21 protein-coding genes and 1 riboswitch are annotated in these 18,436 nt (G+C 62.0%); of the genes, 17 read left to right on the forward strand and 4 right to left on the reverse strand.

Annotated features, from left to right (window positions below; translation table 11 throughout):
* Positions 1 to 204 precede the first annotated feature (204 nt).
* The 3 genes from AC3ITA_RS08360 to AC3ITA_RS08370 all read left to right on the forward strand — a co-directional run bounded on the left by AC3ITA_RS08360 (position 205) and on the right by AC3ITA_RS08370 (position 2,220).
* Complete coding sequence (locus AC3ITA_RS08360) at positions 205 to 837, forward strand: C40 family peptidase (RefSeq protein WP_056721709.1); 633 nt, start codon at positions 205 to 207, stop codon at positions 835 to 837.
* Between the two features lie 165 nt (positions 838 to 1,002).
* On the forward strand, positions 1,003 to 1,539 hold the full coding sequence (locus AC3ITA_RS08365; protein ID WP_095945921.1) for a C40 family peptidase: 537 nt from the start codon (positions 1,003 to 1,005) through the stop codon (positions 1,537 to 1,539).
* 18 nt (positions 1,540 to 1,557) lie between these two features.
* Entirely contained in the window at positions 1,558 to 2,220 is a 663-nt protein-coding gene (locus tag AC3ITA_RS08370; protein WP_150674175.1) for an O-methyltransferase, read from the forward strand.
* Between the two features lie 110 nt (positions 2,221 to 2,330).
* On the opposite strand, the gene AC3ITA_RS08375 is transcribed toward AC3ITA_RS08370, so the two are convergent.
* The gene (locus AC3ITA_RS08375) at positions 2,331 to 3,644 is read right to left on the reverse strand and encodes a PQQ-dependent sugar dehydrogenase (RefSeq protein WP_489279980.1); all 1,314 of its coding nucleotides are present in this window, start codon (positions 3,642 to 3,644) and stop codon (positions 2,331 to 2,333) included.
* A 66-nt stretch (positions 3,645 to 3,710) separates the two neighbouring features.
* Positions 3,711 to 4,295: a hypothetical protein gene (locus AC3ITA_RS08380; RefSeq protein ID WP_095945924.1), complete on the reverse strand. Its 585-nt coding sequence runs from the start codon at positions 4,293 to 4,295 to the stop codon at positions 3,711 to 3,713.
* Positions 4,296 to 4,448: 153 nt separating this feature from the next.
* A riboswitch (cobalamin riboswitch) is annotated at positions 4,449 to 4,681 on the forward strand.
* Positions 4,682 to 4,763: 82 nt separating this feature from the next.
* On the opposite strand from AC3ITA_RS08380, the gene cobO reads away from it, so the two are divergent.
* The 14 genes from cobO (at position 4,764) to AC3ITA_RS08450 (ending at position 16,176) form a co-directional block, all read left to right on the forward strand.
* On the forward strand, positions 4,764 to 5,375 hold the full coding sequence (gene cobO / locus AC3ITA_RS08385) for a cob(I)yrinic acid a,c-diamide adenosyltransferase (RefSeq protein ID WP_057715808.1): 612 nt from the start codon (positions 4,764 to 4,766) through the stop codon (positions 5,373 to 5,375).
* Complete coding sequence (locus AC3ITA_RS08390) at positions 5,372 to 6,742, forward strand: cobyrinic acid a,c-diamide synthase CobB (protein WP_489279982.1); 1,371 nt, start codon at positions 5,372 to 5,374, stop codon at positions 6,740 to 6,742. The genes cobO and AC3ITA_RS08390 overlap by 4 nt, the downstream gene beginning before the upstream one ends.
* The gene (bluB, locus tag AC3ITA_RS08395) at positions 6,739 to 7,389 is read left to right on the forward strand and encodes a 5,6-dimethylbenzimidazole synthase (RefSeq protein WP_489279984.1); all 651 of its coding nucleotides are present in this window, start codon (positions 6,739 to 6,741) and stop codon (positions 7,387 to 7,389) included. The genes AC3ITA_RS08390 and bluB overlap by 4 nt, the downstream gene beginning before the upstream one ends.
* Positions 7,386 to 8,294, forward strand: coding sequence for an adenosylcobinamide-phosphate synthase CbiB (gene cbiB, locus AC3ITA_RS08400; protein WP_095945927.1), 909 nt, complete (start codon positions 7,386 to 7,388; stop codon positions 8,292 to 8,294). The genes bluB and cbiB overlap by 4 nt, the downstream gene beginning before the upstream one ends.
* A complete protein-coding gene (cobD, locus tag AC3ITA_RS08405) occupies positions 8,287 to 9,279 on the forward strand; it encodes a threonine-phosphate decarboxylase CobD (protein WP_489279986.1) in 993 nt (330 codons plus the stop codon). The genes cbiB and cobD overlap by 8 nt, the downstream gene beginning before the upstream one ends.
* Entirely contained in the window at positions 9,276 to 10,727 is a 1,452-nt protein-coding gene (locus AC3ITA_RS08410) for a cobyric acid synthase (protein ID WP_489279987.1), read from the forward strand. The genes cobD and AC3ITA_RS08410 overlap by 4 nt, the downstream gene beginning before the upstream one ends.
* A 121-nt stretch (positions 10,728 to 10,848) precedes the next feature.
* Positions 10,849 to 11,370 (forward strand): bifunctional adenosylcobinamide kinase/adenosylcobinamide-phosphate guanylyltransferase, encoded by a 522-nt coding sequence (gene cobU / locus AC3ITA_RS08415; RefSeq protein WP_489279989.1) that lies wholly within the window; start codon positions 10,849 to 10,851, stop codon positions 11,368 to 11,370.
* A complete protein-coding gene (cobT, locus tag AC3ITA_RS08420) occupies positions 11,367 to 12,422 on the forward strand; it encodes a nicotinate-nucleotide--dimethylbenzimidazole phosphoribosyltransferase (RefSeq protein ID WP_489279991.1) in 1,056 nt (351 codons plus the stop codon). The genes cobU and cobT overlap by 4 nt, the downstream gene beginning before the upstream one ends.
* Complete coding sequence (gene cobC / locus AC3ITA_RS08425) at positions 12,419 to 12,994, forward strand: alpha-ribazole phosphatase family protein (RefSeq protein WP_150674183.1); 576 nt, start codon at positions 12,419 to 12,421, stop codon at positions 12,992 to 12,994. The genes cobT and cobC overlap by 4 nt, the downstream gene beginning before the upstream one ends.
* A 2-nt stretch (positions 12,995 to 12,996) precedes the next feature.
* Positions 12,997 to 13,728, forward strand: coding sequence for an adenosylcobinamide-GDP ribazoletransferase (locus tag AC3ITA_RS08430; protein WP_489279993.1), 732 nt, complete (start codon positions 12,997 to 12,999; stop codon positions 13,726 to 13,728).
* Between the two features lie 56 nt (positions 13,729 to 13,784).
* Complete coding sequence (locus AC3ITA_RS08435) at positions 13,785 to 14,189, forward strand: MarR family winged helix-turn-helix transcriptional regulator (RefSeq protein WP_095945934.1); 405 nt, start codon at positions 13,785 to 13,787, stop codon at positions 14,187 to 14,189.
* Between the two features lie 52 nt (positions 14,190 to 14,241).
* Positions 14,242 to 15,450 (forward strand): MFS transporter, encoded by a 1,209-nt coding sequence (locus AC3ITA_RS08440; protein WP_046037618.1) that lies wholly within the window; start codon positions 14,242 to 14,244, stop codon positions 15,448 to 15,450.
* Complete coding sequence (locus AC3ITA_RS08445; RefSeq protein ID WP_007977581.1) at positions 15,447 to 15,569, forward strand: hypothetical protein; 123 nt, start codon at positions 15,447 to 15,449, stop codon at positions 15,567 to 15,569. The genes AC3ITA_RS08440 and AC3ITA_RS08445 overlap by 4 nt, the downstream gene beginning before the upstream one ends.
* Before the next feature lie 55 nt (positions 15,570 to 15,624).
* Positions 15,625 to 16,176, forward strand: a complete 552-nt coding sequence (locus AC3ITA_RS08450; RefSeq protein ID WP_489279995.1) for a glutathione peroxidase — start codon at positions 15,625 to 15,627, stop codon at positions 16,174 to 16,176.
* 194 nt (positions 16,177 to 16,370) lie between these two features.
* On the opposite strand, the gene AC3ITA_RS08455 is transcribed toward AC3ITA_RS08450, so the two are convergent.
* Both AC3ITA_RS08455 and AC3ITA_RS08460 read right to left on the reverse strand, forming a co-directional pair.
* Entirely contained in the window at positions 16,371 to 17,642 is a 1,272-nt protein-coding gene (locus AC3ITA_RS08455) for an OmpP1/FadL family transporter (protein ID WP_150674186.1), read from the reverse strand.
* 146 nt (positions 17,643 to 17,788) lie between these two features.
* Positions 17,789 to 18,271 (reverse strand): hypothetical protein, encoded by a 483-nt coding sequence (locus tag AC3ITA_RS08460; protein ID WP_007984504.1) that lies wholly within the window; start codon positions 18,269 to 18,271, stop codon positions 17,789 to 17,791.
* Between the last annotated feature and the right edge of the window lie 165 nt (positions 18,272 to 18,436).

Genomic DNA, 18,436 nt, shown 5'->3' on the forward strand with positions numbered 1-18,436 from the left:
TTTTAGCCGGTTCGGCAAATTTCAGGCGCCAGCAATCCCGCTTTCCTGCAAGGTTGCAGGCCGCGTGCATGTTTAAAATGGGCTTAAGCGCTTAGATGTAAACGGGAAACGGATAAGTCACAAAAAGATCGATTGAATTTGCAAATGAGGATGATAGCGGGCATAGTCTCGGCTTCTTTACAACTTTCAGCCACGGTCGTGCCCATGCTAAATCGCTTCGCACCCCTCGTGCCTCTCGCACTCGTCACCCTGTTGTTCGGTTGCGCTGCCCACACTCCAGTGGCCCAGCAAGCTCCGCAACAGCAGGTTCAACACTCGGCCACTGCCCAGTCTTCCGCTCTCTTTCAGGAAGAGCTGGCCACCGAAAAAGAACTCGCAGACTTCGCTGGCGGCAAGTCCTACCAGCTTCCGGTCCTGGCCGACAGCATCCTCGAACGTGGCATGTCCCTGATTGGTACCCGTTACCGTTTCGGCGGTACTTCTGAAGCCGGCTTCGATTGCAGTGGTTTCATCGGTTACCTGTTCCGCGAAGAAGCGGGCATGAACCTGCCACGCTCCACCCGCGAAATGATCAACGTGGACGCTCCGCTGGTCTCGCGCAGCAAACTTGAGCCGGGCGACCTGCTGTTCTTCGCTACCAACGGTCGTCGTGGTCGCGTCAGTCACGCCGGGATCTACCTGGGCGACAACCAGTTCATCCACTCCAGCAGCCGCCGCAGCGGCGGTGTGCGCATCGATAGCCTGGGCGACAGCTACTGGAGCAAGACTTTCATCGAAGCCAAGCGCGCCCTGGCAATGGCACCTAACGCGTCGCCAATCGTCACTGCACGTAAATAAGCGGACATTTTGTAAGGCGAACTTAAAGTCTTACTTGAAGTTTGTCGTGTAGCCGCTAGAATCTTGATCTACAAATGATGGCAAACCGCCTGCGTCCAACGCAGGCGGTTTTCTTTTCTGCGCTCCCCGCAGAAAAAGCCGCAGCCAGATCAGGATGTTCTGCTTATGACGACGTCGGCCCGCCTCGCAATCATGTTCTTCGCAGCGCTGCTCAGTGCCTGCGCCAGCCGCACACCGCCTCCTGCGCCGGTGATTCGCGCTCCCATCGTATTTGGTTCCTCGCAGGCTTTTTCGCCCGAAGCGGAAGACGTGCTGTTTCGCGCCCTCGGTCTGGTGGGCACGCCTTATCGCTGGGGTGGCAACACGCCGGATTCCGGGTTTGATTGCAGTGGCCTGATCGCTTACGTGTACCGCGATGTCGCCGGTATTGCTTTGCCGCGCACCACGCGTGAGATGATCTCCATGCAAGCGGCGAATGTAGGCAAGGAAGGCCTGCAGACCGGCGACCTGCTTTTCTTTGCCACCAATGGCGGTTCCCAGGTCAGTCATGCCGGCATCTATGTGGGAGAAGGGCGCTTCGTCCACGCGCCGGCCACCGGCGGCACCGTGAAGCTCGACAGCCTGTCCAAGGCGTATTGGCAAAAAGCTTACCTGAGCGCCAAGCGTGTTCTGCAGCCTGAGCATCTGGCGCGCAATCCGTAACCTTCGGAGCTGCTGGTCATGACTGCTCGCACGCTTAATCTCGACGACGACCTGTACCAATACCTGCTCGATGTTTCCCTGCGCGAAACGCCGCTGCTCAAGCGCTTGCGCGATGAGACCCAGGCGCTGCCGATGGCGCGCTGGCAGGTGGCGCCTGAGCAGGGGCAGTTTCTTGCCCTGCTGGTGAAACTGACGGGGGCCAGGCGCTTGCTCGAAGTCGGCACCTTTACCGGCTACAGCGCGCTGTGCATGGCGGCGGCGTTGCCCGCTGACGGTTCGCTGATTTGCTGTGACATCCCTGGCGACTACAACGCCATCGCGCGGCGCTACTGGCAAGAAGCGGGGCTGGCCGGGCGGATTGACCTGCGGCTGGCTCCGGCGCTGGAAACCCTTGCCGAACTTGAGCGACAAGGGCAGGGCGGGCAGTACGACCTGGTGTTCATCGATGCCGACAAGGCCAACTACCCGGCTTATCTGGAACACGCCCTGCAATTGCTGCGGGTCGGTGGGCTGGCGGTGTTCGATAACACCCTGTGGAGCGGGCGCGTGCTCGAGGCCAGCCCCGAGAGCGCGGACACCCGGGCGATTCAGGCGCTCAACCGGGCGTTGAAGGATGATGCGCGGGTGGATTTGTCCTTGTTGCCGATCGGGGATGGTTTGACTCTTTGCCGCAAACGCTGAGCCCCTGTAGGAGCGAGCCTGCTCGCGATGGCTGTGGGGCAGGCAACATCAAAGTTGAATGCGCCGGCCTCATCGCGAGCAGGCTCGCTCCTACAGGTGATGTAGTGCCGTTACCTGGCAGCCGACACCCGCCACACCTTGTTCCCCACGTCATCGGCCACCAACAGGTCACCCTGTCGGTCGATCACCACGCCCACCGGGCGGCCCATGGCCTGTTCCTTGTCGTTGAGAAAACCTGTGAGCACTTCAACGGGCTTTCCGACCGGTTTGCCTGCGCTGAACGGCACGAAAATCACTTTGTAGCCACTGTGGGGGTTGCGGTTCCATGAGCCGTGCTGCCCGATGAATGCCCCTTGGGTGAAAGGTGGCGGCAACTTGCTGTTTTCGGCGAAGGTCAGGCCCAGTGATGCCGTGTGCGGTCCGACGGCGTAGTCCGGGGCGATAGCCTTGGCCACCAGGTCCGGGTTTTGCGGCTCGACGCGAATATCGACATGCTGGCCGTAGTAGCTGTACGGCCAGCCATAAAAAGCGCCGTCTTTCACTGAGGTGATGTAGTCCGGTACCAGGTCACTGCCGATTTCATCCCGTTCGTTGACTGCGGTCCACAGCGCACCACTGTGCGGTTCCCAGGCCATGCCGTTGGGGTTGCGCAAGCCGGAGGCGAAGATCCGCTGCCGGCCGGTGGCGCGATCCACTTCCCAGATCGCCGCGCGACCTTCTTCCTTGTCCATGCCGTTTTCGCCGACGTTGCTGTTGGAACCTACGGTGACGTATAGCTTGCTGCCGTCCTTGCTGGCGATGACGTTTTTCGTCCAGTGATGGTTCAGCGGCCCACCTGGCAGGTCGACCACCTTGATCGGCGGTGACTTGATCTGCGTATCGCCACTTTCATAGTGAAAACGCAGCAGGCGATCGGTGTCGGCCACATACAGGTCATTGCCGACCAGGGTCATGCCAAAGGGCGAGTTGAGGTTTTGCACAAACACCGTGCGGGTTTCCGCGACGCCGTCGTGGTCCTTGTCGCGCAGCAAGGTGATGCGGTTGGCGCTGGGCACCCTGGCTCCGGCGCGGCCCATGACTTTCTTCATCACCCAGCCGCGAATGCCTTTGCCGTCTTCGGGTTTGGGTGGTGCATTGGTTTCCGCTACCAGCACATCGCCATTGGGCAGTACATAAAGCCAGCGAGGGTGATCCAGGTCTTCGGCAAAAGCGGCTACTTGAGTGCCTGTGGCGGCGACGGGTTTCGCACCCTGCGGCCAGCCGATGGCCGGGGCGATGTTCACGGTCGGCACCAGTGTCTTGTTGGGTTCTGGTAGTCGGGGTGACGGGCCGGTGCCGTCGGAGACTTGCAGGCGGGAGGTCTCGCCACAAGCGGCGAGCCCTGCGCCAAGCGCGATAACGAGAACGAGCGGGGGCGTGCGCATGCTGGTCTTCCCTATGAATGCCTTGTTCTAATCATAGAGAAGGGTTGTCGTGCGATGGTTCAACCCTCAGCCGCGTGCCTCCTTGAACAGCACTGCAATACCGGGGTGATAGTTGCCGGCTTCGTTGCGCAACTTGCGATAGGCATAAGGGAAATACCAGGCGACAGCGCAGGTGTGTTCCTTTTGCAGGTCGTCGACCATGTCCTGGAGTTCTTCCGGTGTGGCGCCCTGCTGGGCTTTTTGCGGGGCGACGAACAGGCAGCCGAGCTTCAGGTCGCTGGCGTGGCTCAGGCGCTTCGCATCGCTGGCGATATCGAGCAGGGCCTGGGACAGGTTGAGGCTGTTGACCCGTGGCCAGCGCTGGCTGGTCTGGATGTAGGCGCGGGTTTCGGGGGAGGCCAGGAGCAGGTCGGCGCGGCTGTTGCGCTCGCCTTCTTCGGTCTGCTTGCGGGTGGGGGTCTGTTGCAGCGTGACCATCTCGGCCATCCAGGCGGCGGCGGACAGCAGTCCGAGATTGGCCTTTTCGTCGTGCCAGTACGGTGTGTCGCCATCGCCGCGGACGGCGTTGTAACGGTCGATGCATTCGAACCAGTGCTCGAGCACCGGACGCAGGAATTCCAGCTTTGGATTGCTGATGATCATGCCTTGCATGGGCTCACCCTTGTTATTGTGTTGTGAGATTGTGGCTCTTTGATATCACTGCTGAGAGCGTGGCACAAGATTGACGTCAGTTTATTGATTGATGGCAGTTATTCGGTCGATGGCCTCCCGGCTTTAATTGACGCTCCACCCCCAACCCTCTAACCTTCGCGGCTTGTTTCAGGTGCTCTGTGGCTTGGGTCGACAGAGTGAAACAGGGAAGCCGGTGAGTGAGTCCTTCTGTTGGTCGAAGGCCCGCAATTCCGGCGCTGCCCCCGCAACGGTAAATGAGTGAAAACTGTGTGTGATGCCACTGTGTCGATTTGATGCGGGAAGGCGCACAGTCTGGCCCCGCGCCACTCATGAGCCCGGAGACCGGCCTGATTCATCCAGCGGCATCACGGTGGGCGATGCCAGGCTTTTTGCCTTCTATTGTTGTGCCTGCCCGCCGTTATTCCTGCCTCAACGGAGAGCTCCCCCATGACTGATACCCCCGATCGTGACGAACGCCACCTGGCGCGCATGCAGCGCAAAAAAGCCGTGATCGACGAGCGCATCGCCAATTCCCCGAACGAGTGTGGCCTGCTGCTGGTGCTGACCGGCAACGGTAAGGGCAAGAGCAGCTCGGCTTTCGGCATGCTCGCCCGCGCCATGGGGCACGGCATGCAATGCGGCGTGGTGCAGTTCATCAAGGGCCGCAACAGCACGGGTGAAGAGTTGTTCTTCCGGCGCTTTCCCGAGCAGGTGCGTTTTCATGTGATGGGCGAAGGCTTTACCTGGGAAACCCAGGACCGCCAGCGCGACATCGCCGCCGCCGAAGCCGCCTGGGCGGTGTCGCAGCAACTGCTGCGCGATCCGTCCATCGGCCTGGTGGTGCTCGATGAGCTGAACATCGCCCTCAAGCACGGCTACCTCGATCTCGATCAGGTGCTCAGCGACTTGCAGGCCCGACCGCCGATGCAACACGTGGTGGTCACCGGTCGTGCCGCCAAGCCGGAGATGATCGAGATGGCTGACACCGTCACCGAGATGGGCGTGATCAAACACGCCTTTCAAGCGGGGATCAAAGCGCAGAAAGGCGTCGAATTGTGAGTCAGCCTCGGCACTGTCCGGCGGTACTGATTGCCGCGCCGGCCTCTGGCCAGGGCAAGACCACCGTCACCGCGGCGCTGGCCCGATTGCATCGCAATCAGGGGCGCAAGGTCCGTGTGTTCAAGTGCGGCCCCGACTTTCTCGATCCGATGATCCTCGAGCGCGCCAGTGGTGCGCCGGTGTATCAACTGGACATGTGGATGGTCGGCGAGCAGGAGAGTCGCCGCTTGCTGTGGGAAGCCGCCGCTGAAGCCGATCTGATCCTGATCGAGGGCGTCATGGGGCTGTTCGACGGGACGCCGTCGAGCGCCGACCTGGCGCGGCATTTCGGTGTTCCGGTGCTGGGTGTGATCGATGGCACCGCCATGGCCCAGACCTTCGGCGCGTTGGCCCTGGGGCTGGCGCGTTATCAGCCGGATTTGCCGTTCGCCGGCGTGCTGGCCAATCGTGTCGGCACGCTGCGCCACGCGCAACTGCTTGAAGGCAGCCTGACTGAAGGTTTGCGCTGGTACGGCGCGCTGTCCCGGGAAACCGGGATCGAATTGCCGAGCCGGCACCTGGGGCTGGTGCAGGCCAGCGAGTTGAACGATCTCGACCTGCGCCTCGATGCGGCCGCCGATGCCCTGGCCAGCAGTTGCGAGGTTGCGCTGCCGCCGACAGTCGAGTTCGCCGCCCCTGATGTCATCGCGGTCGAACCGCTGCTGGCCGGTGTGCGCATTGCCGTCGCCCGGGATGAAGCCTTTGCGTTCACTTACGGTGCAAGCCTGGATCTGCTGCGGGCGATGGGCGCCGAGTTGTCCTTCTTCTCGCCGATCCGCGACTGTGCGTTGCCGGAGGCGGACAGTCTGTATCTGCCGGGTGGTTACCCGGAACTGCACCATGTTGCGCTGGCGCAAAACACCGCGATGCTCGACGCGATCCGCGCCCACCACCGGGCGGGCAAACCCTTGCTCGCCGAGTGTGGCGGCATGCTGTATCTGCTCGACTCACTGACCGATGTCGAGGGCACTCGCGCCGAACTGGTTGGCTTGCTGGCCGGTGATGCGGTCATGCAAAAGCGTCTGGCGGCGTTGGCGTTGCAAGCGGTGGAATTGCCGGAAGGCTCGCTGCGCGGGCACACCTATCACCATTCGCTGACCACCACTGAACTGGCGCCGATTGCCCGTGGCTTGAGCCCTAACGGTGGGCGCGGAGCGGAGGCGGTCTACCGTGAAGGGCGGATGACCGCCTCTTATGTGCACTTTTATTTTCCGTCGAGCCCCTCGGCGATTGCCGCGCTGTTTGCGCCGGACCTTGAGGCCGTCATCGCTTCCGTAATGGATCACCTGACTCCTGTGGGAGCGAGCCTGCTCGCTAAGCGGCCATGAGCGACAACGCATTCTCTGAAGCCGAACGCACAGCGGTCTATCGCGCCATCGCCGAACGCCGCGACATGCGCCACTTCAGCGGCGGCACCGTCGAGCCCGAATTGCTCCGGCGCCTGCTCGAAGCGGCGCATCAGGCCCCCAGTGTCGGCCTGATGCAGCCCTGGCGCTTCATCCGCATCAGCGATCGCGCCTTGCGCGGGCAAATCCAGGCCCTGGTGGAAGAAGAACGCATCCGCACCGCCGAAGCCCTCGGCGAGCGCAGCGATGAGTTCATGAAGCTCAAGATCGAAGGCATCAACGATTGCGCCGAGGTTCTGGTCGCCGCACTGATGGACGACCGCGAGCAGCATATCTTCGGTCGCCGCACGCTGCCGGAAATGGACATGGCTTCGCTGTCCTGTGCCATCCAGAACCTTTGGTTGGCGTCCCGCGCCGAAGGGCTGGGCATGGGCTGGGTGTCGCTGTTCGAACCCCAGGCACTGGCGGACTTGTTGAGGTTGCCGTCGGGAGCCAAACCGCTGGCGGTGCTGTGCCTCGGGCCAGTCAAAGAGTTCTACCCGGCGCCGATGCTGGTGCTCGAAGGCTGGGCACAGGCGCGTCCGCTACATGAATTGCTGTATGAAAATTATTGGGGAGTGAGTCAATGAGTGTGGCGTTGTTGAGTGTCGCCGCGGTTGCGCTGGATGCGCTGCTGGGTGAACCCAAACGCTGGCATCCGCTGGTGGCGTTCGGCCGATTTGCCGAGCGCATCGAGCAACGTTTCAACGGCGGCGGTCGCGGCTGGCGCAGTCATGGCGTCACCGCGTGGGTGATCGCCGTATTGCCGCTTACGCTGCTGGCCACGGCACTCTCCTGGGCGCCCTATGTCGGCTGGATCGTCGAGATTCTCGCGCTCTATTGCGCCCTCGGCATGCGCAGTCTCGGTGAGCACGTCACGCCTGTGGCCAAGGCCCTGCGCGGCGGAGATCTTGATGAAGCACGCAAACGCGTGAGCTATCTGGTCAGTCGCCAGACCAGCGAACTGGATGAAACCGAGATCGCCCGTGCCGCTACCGAGTCGGTACTGGAAAACGGCAGCGATGCAGTATTCGCGGCGTTGTTCTGGTTTGCCGTGGCCGGTGCGCCGGGCGTGGTGCTCTACCGCCTGAGCAATACGCTGGATGCGATGTGGGGTTATCGCAATGAGCGTTTCGAACGGTTCGGCTGGGCGGCGGCGAAAGTCGACGACGTGCTCAATTACATTCCCGCGCGCCTGGTGGCACTGACTTACGCGCTGCTGGGCAAAACCCGGTTGGCGTTGAAATGCTGGCGCACCCAGGGCCCGACCTGGGACAGCCCGAACGCCGGCCCGGTGATGGCGGCAGGGGCGGGTACCCTTGGTGTCGAATTGGGCGGGGCGGCGATTTATCACGGCGAATTGCATCAGCGTCCGCAGTTGGGCGAAGGCGTGCCGGCGGATGCCGACTCCATTGACCGGGGCTGGCAATTGGTCCAGCGCGGGGTATGGTTGTGGCTGCTGATTCTCTGTCTGGGGGCCGAATTTTATGCTTGAGCACGGTGGGCGATTGCGCAAGGCGGTGCTCGAATACGGCATAGAGGAAGCCGACTGGCTGGACCTGTCCACGGGCCTTGCGCCTTGGCCGTTCCCGGTGCCGGATATTCCGCTGCGGGCCTGGGCCCGTTTGCCGGAGACGGACGACGGCCTGGAGCAGGCCGCCTGTGATTACTACGGCACCTTGCAGGCATTGCCGGTCGCCGGCTCGCAAATGGCGATCCAGCTGCTGCCGCGATTGCGTCGGGCGGGCAAGGTCGGCGTGCTGTCACCCTGTTACGCCGAGCACGCCGAAGCGTGGCGTCGCAACGGCTACATCGTGCGTGAAGTGCTGGAGCAGGAAGTCGACTTCTTTATCGACAGTTTCGACGTGCTGGTGGTGGTCAATCCGAATAACCCCACAGGCCTTAGCCTCACCCCCAGTCGCCTGCTCGACTGGCACACACGGCTGGCCCAGCGCGGTGGCTGGCTGGTGGTGGACGAAGCGTTCATGGATAACACGCCGCCACTGAGCCTGGCGCCGTTTGCCCATCAAGTCGGGCTGATCGTCTTGCGTTCCTTCGGCAAGTTTTTCGGCCTGGCCGGTGTGCGCCTTGGGTTTGTGCTGGCAGAACGCAAGTTGCTCAAGTTGCTGGCTGAACAAGTGGGGCCCTGGGCCGTGAGCGGGGCAACCCGGGTCGTGGGCCAGGCCTGCCTGCGCGATACGCAAGGGCAGGCGCGGCAACGGCTGCGCACCGAAGAGGCCAGCGAGCGCCTTGCGTCGTTGCTGGAGCAACACGGCTTCGAGCCCCAAGGCGGTTGTGCGCTGTTCCAGTGGCTGATCACCGAGCGCGCCGAAGAACTGTATGAATTCATGGCGCGGCGCGGCATTCTCCTGCGGTTGTTCACGCACAACGGCAGCCTGCGATTCGGCTTGCCCGGTAACGAAATCGCCTGGGTACGACTGGCGCAGGCGTTCGACGATTTCGCCAAGGACAACCAATGACCACGCTGATGGTGCAGGGCACCACATCGGATGCCGGTAAAAGCACGCTGGTGACCGCGCTGTGCCGTTGGGCCACGCGCCAAGGCGTCAGGGTGGTGCCGTTCAAGCCGCAGAACATGGCCCTCAACAGTGCGGTGACGGCCGACGGTGGCGAGATCGGCCGCGCCCAGGCGGTACAGGCCCAGGCCGCGAACCTTGCACCGCACACCGACATGAACCCGGTGTTGCTCAAGCCCAACAGTGACACCGGTGCCCAGGTGATCATCCATGGCCGCGCCGTCACGACCATGAATGCCGTCGCCTATCACGACTACAAAACCATCGCCATGCAAGCGGTGCTGGCCTCCCACGAGCGCTTGAGCGCGGCGTATCCGCTGGTGATGGTCGAGGGCGCGGGCTCGCCGGCGGAAATCAATCTGCGGGCCGGCGACATCGCCAACATGGGCTTCGCCGAAGCGGTGGATTGCCCGGTGCTGCTGATCGCCGATATCAATCGCGGCGGGGTTTTCGCCCATCTGGTAGGCACTCTTGAATTGCTGTCGCCGAGCGAACAGGCGCGGGTCAAAGGCTTCGTCATCAATCGTTTTCGTGGCGATATCGCGTTGCTGCAACCCGGCCTCGACTGGCTCGAAGAGCGTACCGGCAAACCGGTGATCGGTGTGCTGCCGTACGTGATGGACCTGCACCTGGAGGCCGAGGACGGCATCGATCAACGCCAGACCGATAAAGTTGAGCAAGTGCTGAAAGTGGTGGTCCCGGTGCTGCCGCGCATCAGCAATCACACCGATTTCGATCCGCTGCGCCTGCATCCGCAAGTGGACCTGCAATTCATCGGCCCCGGCCAGGCGATTGCGCCTGCCGACCTGATCATTCTTCCTGGCTCGAAAAGTGTGCGCAGCGACCTCGCGTACCTGCGGGCCAACGGCTGGGACACCGCCATCGCCCGGCACCTGCGTTACGGCGGGAAACTGCTGGGGATTTGTGGCGGTCTGCAGATGCTCGGAGAGCAAGTGCATGACCCGCTGGGCCTTGAAGGGGCGTCGGGTTCCAGTGCCGGTTTGGGGCTGCTGGCGTTCCAGACTCTGCTCGAACAAGAGAAGCAGTTGCGCAATGTGCGCGGTCGTCTGGCGCTGGAAGATGCGCCGGTGGCGGGCTATGAAATTCATGCCGGCGTGACCACCGGCCCGGCCCTGGAAAACGCCGCAGTGCACCTGGATGACGGTCGCTGTGAGGGTGCGCAAAGTGCTGACGGGCAGATTTTCGGCACCTACCTCCACGGGCTGTTCGAATCGGCGGCGGCGTGCAGTGCGCTGTTGCGATGGGCGGGGTTGCAGGAGGTGCAGGACGTGGATTATCACGGCTTGCGCGAGCGTGATATCGAGCGGTTGGCGGATCTGGTGGAGAAGCATCTGGATACCGGGCTGTTGCGGCAGCTCTGCGGGTTTTGATGCGGTTTTAATACCGGTATCGCGAGCAGGCTCGCTCCTACAGTTGACTGCGTTTCCATGTGGGAGCGAGCCTGCTCGCGATGACTTAAGTTGCCTCACCGAAGATTTCAAGGAAACAACCATGCTCCAACTGATCCTCGGCGGCGCCCGCTCCGGCAAGAGTCGCCTGGCTGAAAAGCTCGCCATCGACAGCGCCCTGGCCGTGACCTACATCGCCACCAGCCAGCCACTGGACGGAGAAATGAGCGAGCGGGTGGCCCATCACCGTGCCCGTCGTCCTGCCAAATGGGCATTGATCGAAGAACCGGTGGAGCTGGCCCGGGTGCTGCGCGAATCCGCCCGTATCGACCGTTGCCTGCTGGTGGATTGCCTGACCTTGTGGCTGACCAATCTGCTGATGCTCGACGATGCCCAGCGCTTGCAAGCCGAGCGTGATGCCTTGCTGGACTGCCTGGCGTCGCTGCCGGGTGAAATCATTTTTGTCAGCAACGAGACCGGAATGGGTGTCGTGCCGCTGGGCGAATTGACTCGCCGCTATGTCGATGAAGCCGGTTGGCTGCATCAAGCTCTGGCTGAGCGTTGTCAGCGTGTCGTCCTGACCGTCGCCGGCCTGCCCCTGACTCTGAAAGGAACTGCGTTATGACTCAATCCTGGTGGCTGAACCCGTGCAAGCCGGTCGATACCCAAGTGGTCGAACAGGCCCAGGCGCGGCAACAGCAACTGACCAAGCCGGCCGGCTCCCTTGGCCAGCTGGAATCGGTGGCGGTGCAACTGGCGGGTTTGCAGGGGCGGGTCAAGCCGAGTCTGGAGCAGGTGTGGATCGCGATTTTTGCCGGTGACCACGGCGTCGTCGCCGAGGGTGTGTCGGCGTTTCCCCAGGAAGTGACCGGGCAGATGCTGCTCAACTTCGTCAGCGGTGGTGCCGCGATCAGCGTATTGGCGCGGCAGCTGGGCGCTTCCCTTGAGGTGGTTGACCTTGGCACGGTCACGCCGTCGCTGAGCCTGCCGGGCGTGCTTCACCTGAACGTCGGCCCGGGCACGGCAAATTTTGTACAGGGACCGGCCATGACCGCGGCCCAGGGGCAACTCGCCCTGCAGGCCGGCCGTGACAGCGTGCAGCGGGCAATCGCCAGCGGTGTGCAGTTGTTTATCGGTGGCGAAATGGGCATCGGTAATACCACCGCCGCCAGCGCCCTGGCGTGCGCGCTGCTCGATTGCCCGGTGGTGCATTTGACCGGGCCTGGCACTGGGCTCAGCGCTGATGGTGTCAGCCACAAAGCCCAAGTGATCGAGCGCGCCCTGGCATTGCATGGCGCGCAGCGTGGCGATGCCTTGCAGACCCTGTTCAACCTCGGCGGTTTTGAGATCGCCGCGCTGGTCGGTGCCTATCTCGCCTGTGCCCAGGAAGGTGTCGCGGTGCTGGTGGACGGCTTTATTTGCAGCGTCGCAGCGCTGGTCGCGGTGCGCTTGAATTCTGAATGCCGTCAGTGGCTGTTGTTCGGTCATCGCGGCGCCGAGCCGGGGCATCGTCATGTGCTGGAAACCCTGAAGGCGCAACCCTTGCTCGATCTCGGCCTGCGGCTTGGCGAAGGCAGTGGCGCGGCAATGGCTGTGCCGCTGCTGCGCCTGGCGTGCGACCTGCACGGGCAGATGGCGACCTTCGCCGAAGCCGCTGTGGCAGATCGTCCGGCATGACTTTGCGCCTGGATCTGTTGCGTCACGGTGAAACCGAACTCGGCGGTGGCTTGCGTGGCAGCATCGATGATGCGTTGACCGACACGGGCTGGGCGCAGATGCGCGCCGCCGTGGTCGGGCAAGGGCCGTGGGATCGGCTGGTCAGTTCGCCGTTGCAGCGTTGTGCGCGATTTGCCGAGGAGCTGGGTGCGCAATCGGGTGTGCCGGTGCAACTGGATAAAGACCTGCAAGAGTTGCATTTCGGCACCTGGGAAGGGCAGAGCGCGGCGGCGTTGATGGAAACCGACGCGCAGGCTCTGGGTCTGTTCTGGGCCGATCCTTATTCGTTCACGCCGCCTCAGGGTGAGCCGGTTGCAGAGTTTTCGGCGCGGGTGCTGGCCGCGCTGGAGCGCTTGCACGCGACCTGTGCCGGTGAGCGCATTTTGCTGATCAGCCATGGCGGTGTGATGCGCCTGTTGTTGGCACAAGCGCGCGGGCTGCCACGGGAGCAGTTGCTCAATGTTGAGGTCGGGCATGGCGCGCTGTTTTCGCTGACGGTGGAGCCTGCGGGCGTGTTGAAGGAAGTACTCTGACCATGCTGCCATTCTGGATCGCTCTGCAATTTCTCGGCAGCCTGCCGATTCGCCTGCCCGGTATGCCCGAGCCCCGGGAGCTGGGGCGGTCGCTGCTGTTTTATCCGTTGGTGGGATTACTCTTTGGCGTGATTCTGTGGGCAGTCAACTGGCTGTTGCCGGGCACGCCGACCTTGCTGCACGCGGCGCTGTTGCTGAGCGTCTGGGTGCTGCTCAGCGGCGGCTTGCATCTGGATGGCCTGGCGGACAGCGCCGATGCCTGGCTCGGAGGTTTTGGCGACCGCGAGCGCACGCTGACCATCATGAAAGACCCGCGCAGCGGGCCGATCGCCGTGGTGACGCTGGTGTTGGTGTTGCTGCTCAAGTTCACCGCGCTGCTGGCGCTGATCGAACAGCCGCATTCACTGGCATTGATCATCGTGCCGTTGATCGGTCGCAGTGCATTGCTCGGCTTGTTCCTGACCACGCCGTACGTACGTGCCGGTGGCCTGGGTCAGGCATTGTCCGATCATCTTCCGCGTTCGGCGGGCAAGCAGGTGCTGGCAGTCAGCGCACTGGCCTGTGTGTTGATCGCCGGTTTGAGTGGTGCGCTGGCGGTGGTGTTGGCTGCGCTGGGATTTGTCTGGCTGCGCCAGGTGATGCTGCGGCGCCTGGGCGGCACGACGGGGGACACGGCGGGCGCGATGCTGGAGTTACTGGAAGTTGCAGTGCTGGTAGGCTTGGCGCTGTTTTAACTGTTATTGCGGATCTGTAACTTGATTTAACCGACTCGCGGGTATATACACGCACCATGCTCGATTCCCAATGTTTATGCATCAACCTGCGCCGCGCCGCCCGTGGCGTCAGCAGGCACTACGACGGCGCTCTCGACGGCTTCGGGATCAACGTTGCGCAGTATTCTTTGCTGTGCAATCTGCAGCGTCTGGATCAGCCGAGCATCTCGACCCTGGCCGAGGCCATGGGCCTGGATCGCAGCACCCTGGGGCGCAATTTGCGGGTGCTGGAGGGTGATGGCCTGGTGACGCTGGTCGAGGGCGAGGACATGCGCAACCGCATCGTCCTGTTGACCGATGCCGGGGCAGAGCGCCTCAAGGCTGCCTTGCCGGCCTGGGAAGCCGCGCAGCAGCGCTTGATCGATCGCCTGGGTGCCGAGAAGCGCGAAACCTTGTTAAAGCTGCTGGATGAACTGGCATGATGCCGGTTTTTTCGATCATAAGCGGGTATATACCCGCTACTGGAGAACAACAATGACATCGATGTGGCGTACATGCGGCTGGGTTCTGTTGGGGAGTGCGCTGATCCTTGCGTTGTCGCTGGGCGTTCGCCATGGTTTCGGGCTGTTTCTGGCACCGATGAGCGCCGAGTTCGGCTGGGGCCGTGAAGTCTTTGCCTTCGCCATCGCTTTGCAGAACCTGATCTGGGGCCTCGCTCAGCCGTTCACCGGCGCCCTGGCCGACCGCTTCGGCGCGGCGAAAGTGGTGCTGATCGGTGGCGTCCTGTACGCGGCCGGGCTGATTTGCATGGGGCTCTCCGACTCGGCAATGACCCTGTCCCTGAGCGCCGGCCTGCTGATCGGCATCGGACTGTCCGGTACGTCGTTCTCGGTGATCCTGGGGGTGGTCGGCCGCGCGGTGCCGCCGGAAAAGCGCAGCATGGGCATGGGGATCGCCAGTGCGGCCGGTTCGTTCGGCCAGTTCGCGATGTTGCCCGGCACACTCGGTTTGATTGGTTGGCTTGGCTGGTCCGCGGCGTTGCTGGCGCTGGGCTTGCTGGTGGCGTTGATCGTGCCGCTGGTGAGCATGCTCAAGGACAAGCCGCTGCCCGTCCTGGGCCACGAACAGACCCTTGGCGAAGCGCTGCGCGAAGCCTGCTCGCATTCCGGATTCTGGCTGCTGGCGTTCGGCTTTTTTGTGTGCGGATTCCAGGTGGTGTTCATCGGCGTGCACTTGCCGGCCTATCTGGTGGATCAACACCTTCCGGCGACGGTCGGCACCACGGTGCTCGCGCTGATCGGCCTGTTCAACATCTTCGGCACCTATACCGCCGGATGGCTTGGCGGGCGCATGTCCAAGCCGCGTTTGCTCACCGGTCTGTACTTGCTGCGGGCAGTGGTCATTGCGTTGTTCCTGTGGGCGCCGGTGACGACTACCACGGCCTACCTGTTCGGCATGGCCATGGGCTTCCTGTGGCTGTCGACGGTGCCGTTGACCAACGGCACGGTGGCGACCTTGTTTGGTGTGCGAAACCTGTCCATGCTCGGTGGGATTGTTTTCCTGTTTCACCAGCTCGGTTCGTTTCTGGGTGGCTGGTTGGGCGGGGTGGTGTATGACCGAACCGGGAGTTATGACTTGATCTGGCAAGTGGCAATTCTCTTGAGCCTGTTGGCCGCTGCCCTCAACTGGCCGGTGCGTGAGCGGCCGGTTGAGCGTCTGCAATCACAAATGAGTGCGATATGAACAGTCTTTGGCCGCGGATTGCTGTAGCCGCTGTCTGCGCCTTATTGCTGGCGTTGTCGTGGTGGGGCTGGCATCAGGGCGGGTTGGCGCTGATGCAGTTGGGCATGGGTGCTTGCTAGTGAGCGGTGAGGGCGAGTAACGTCGCTTTTGACGAGTTATCAAGGATGCACCGACATGCTGATGCGCTGGATTGCAGTCCCCGCGTTGCTGGCGACGTTTACCGGGCCGACCTACGCGGCCGAGTGCCCGGAACTGCTGCAGGGATCACTGCAAAAGCTGCGGGCAAAGGAATCCATCGACCTGTGCCAACGGTATGAAGGTAAGCCGCTGGTGGTGGTCAATACGGCGAGCTTCTGCGGTTTCGCCCCGCAGTTCAAAAGCCTTGAGGCGCTGAATCAGCGTTACAAAGGACAGGGGCTGGAAGTGCTGGGTGTTCCGTCCAATGACTTCAAGCAGGAGTCAAAGGATGGCGCCGAGACCGCCAAGGTCTGCTACGTCAACTATGGCGTGACCTTCACCATGACCGAGCCACAGCCGGTACGTGGCGCCGACGCAACCCATCTGTTCAAGGTGCTGGCCGAACAGAGCAGTGCGCCAAAATGGAATTTCTACAAATACGTGGTCGATCGCAAGGGTAAGGTGATCGCCAACTTTTCCAGCCTGACCAAGCCCGATGATCCCGAGTTCATTGCGGCGGTGGAGCAAGCCCTGGCTTCCGCCCCTTGATCGGTAGGTGTGGGTGTAGGTGTAGGAGCGAGCTTGCTCGCGAAAATCCAAAGGGCGCCGCGTTCATCCAGCAAGCCCCCGTCATCGTTGACGCCCATCGCGAGCAAGCTCGCTCCTACAAAAGCCCCGCCTCTGTTAAGAGCGCGGGGCTTTTTTGATTCCGATGGCGAGTTGTTCAGGCTCGCCGGGAATCATCAGAAGCGGTAGGTCGCACCAAGGCCGAAACCGTTCGCGTAGTTTTCATACTTGGCGTTGTAGGTCTGGCCACGGTCGTTGCTGTTGTTGACCTTGACCGACTCTTCCCGCAGGTACGAATACGCCAGGTCGATGGTGAGGTCGTCGGTCGGGCTCCAGCCGGCGCCCACGCTGAACGCTTTGCGATCGCCCGTCGGGATGCGTGGGGATCGGTTAACGTTGTTGGTCGGTGCCTGATCAACGGAAAGACCGGTACGCAGTACCCATTGCTTGTTCAGCTGGTAGGACGCGCCAATGGCGTGAGCCCAGGTGTCGTGCCAGTTCTGTTCTTCGGTGATGGTACCGAATTGGCCGTTCAGGACGGTTGGAACACCACTGTTTTCGACGGTGATATCTTTCAGGCGGCTCCAGCGGGTCCAGGTGCTGCCTGCGTAAAGAGTCCACTTGTCGTCGAGCTGGTGAGTGACCGAGAAGTCCACCGATTCAGGCGTGGTCAGGTCCAGCGACGCGTCGTATTTCTGATTCGGGTTCTGGCCGATCAGGCCCAGTACGTTGTAGTTGACCTTGGTGCTGCCCTCGAGCTTGTACTTCACTTTCGAGTGGTAGGTCAGGCCGACGCGAGTGCTGTCGGTGGCTTGAACCAGCACGCCGATGTTGTAGCCCAGCGCGGTGTCGTCACCGGTGATCTTGACCTTGCCGTCCGGCGCGGCCTGGGTGATCGACAGGTTCGATTCCAGGGTGCCGTCAATGCGGTTGATGGTCGGGCCAAAACCGATGGAAACCTTGTCGTTGAAGGCGTAGCTGACAGTCGGTTGCAGGGTGACGATCTTGACTTCGCTCTTGCTGCCGAAGTAGCGACCGGCAAAGCCGTTTTCGTAGTCGGTTACCAGACCGAATGGTGCGTACACGCCCACACCGAAGGCCCACTGGTCATCGATTGGCTTGACGTAGTAACCCATAGGCACGGCGATCAACGGGACCATGTCGCCTTTATTGGTGCCGCCGTTCGGGCTGGAGCTGGCGTGGCTGATGTCGGTGTGTGCGTCAATCATTGCAAAACCGCCGGTGACTTGTTCGCGCTTGATGCGCGACATGCCGGCAGGGTTGCCAAAAACTGTACTTGCGTCGTCGGCAGAGGAAGATCGCCCGGCAAAACCCGTACCCATCCCGCTGATGCTTTGTTCGTTAACGGCAAAGCCACTTGCAAAGATCTGGGTGGATGCCATGGCAACGGCGAGACTGATGGTGGTTTTGAGCATTACTTTTTTCATTATTAGAACTCCTGGTGATCACCGGGGCGAAAATTACCAACATTTTCGTCTCGGCGCCATAGGCTGTATGCCTTGATTTAGAGCGGTTTTGTAGGACAATCCGACCAGATTCGCGGCGTGTTGCGCGATCTTTGGATCCAGAGGTGTCAGCAGGCTACCTGATTCAGCGGTGAAACACAGGTCTGCCAGGCGCAAGTAAAATCACGCAGGCGTCCCTGGGGCTGAAATGTCTGGCGCCAGATTCTGGCCATGCCCAGCAAATCATCGGGGGCGGGGAGGGGGGTGTTCTGTTCTTCCACCAGCAGCCAGGCGATGGCCGTGGCGTAACGCAAGTTGACGGTCAATTCGAGGTGCGGTCCACTGAGAAACGCATGCTGGCTGGCCAGGCCGCGGACCAGGCTTGCACGCTCCGGATCAAGGGCCAGGTAGTGGTCCCAAAGGGCCTGGTGGCGGGGCTCGGCGATGCGGTACAGGCCGTGCCCACGGCGGTCATGCAGGGCGGAGCCAAGGGCGGACTGACTGGCGGCAATGCCCAGCAGCAGGGATTCGGCAGTAGCGCTATGACGTCCGAGGTAGATCAAGGTCGGACGAATCACATAACGGCACAGTTCGCTGGCAGCGATACCCATAAAACCCTCGAAACCTGAAATGGACGGCGATACCTGAAAGGGGCTTGGCAGCAGTGAATCGACTCAGGCTCGCCGCAAGCGGGTCAAGCCGCTTGAGTTGAAGTGTAGTGTCATATTCGCGCTGTAAAGGTCTGTTTTTAAAATATTTCCAGCGACCCGTTATAA

The sequence above is a fragment of the Pseudomonas sp. GL_090 genome (assembly GCF_057837765.1).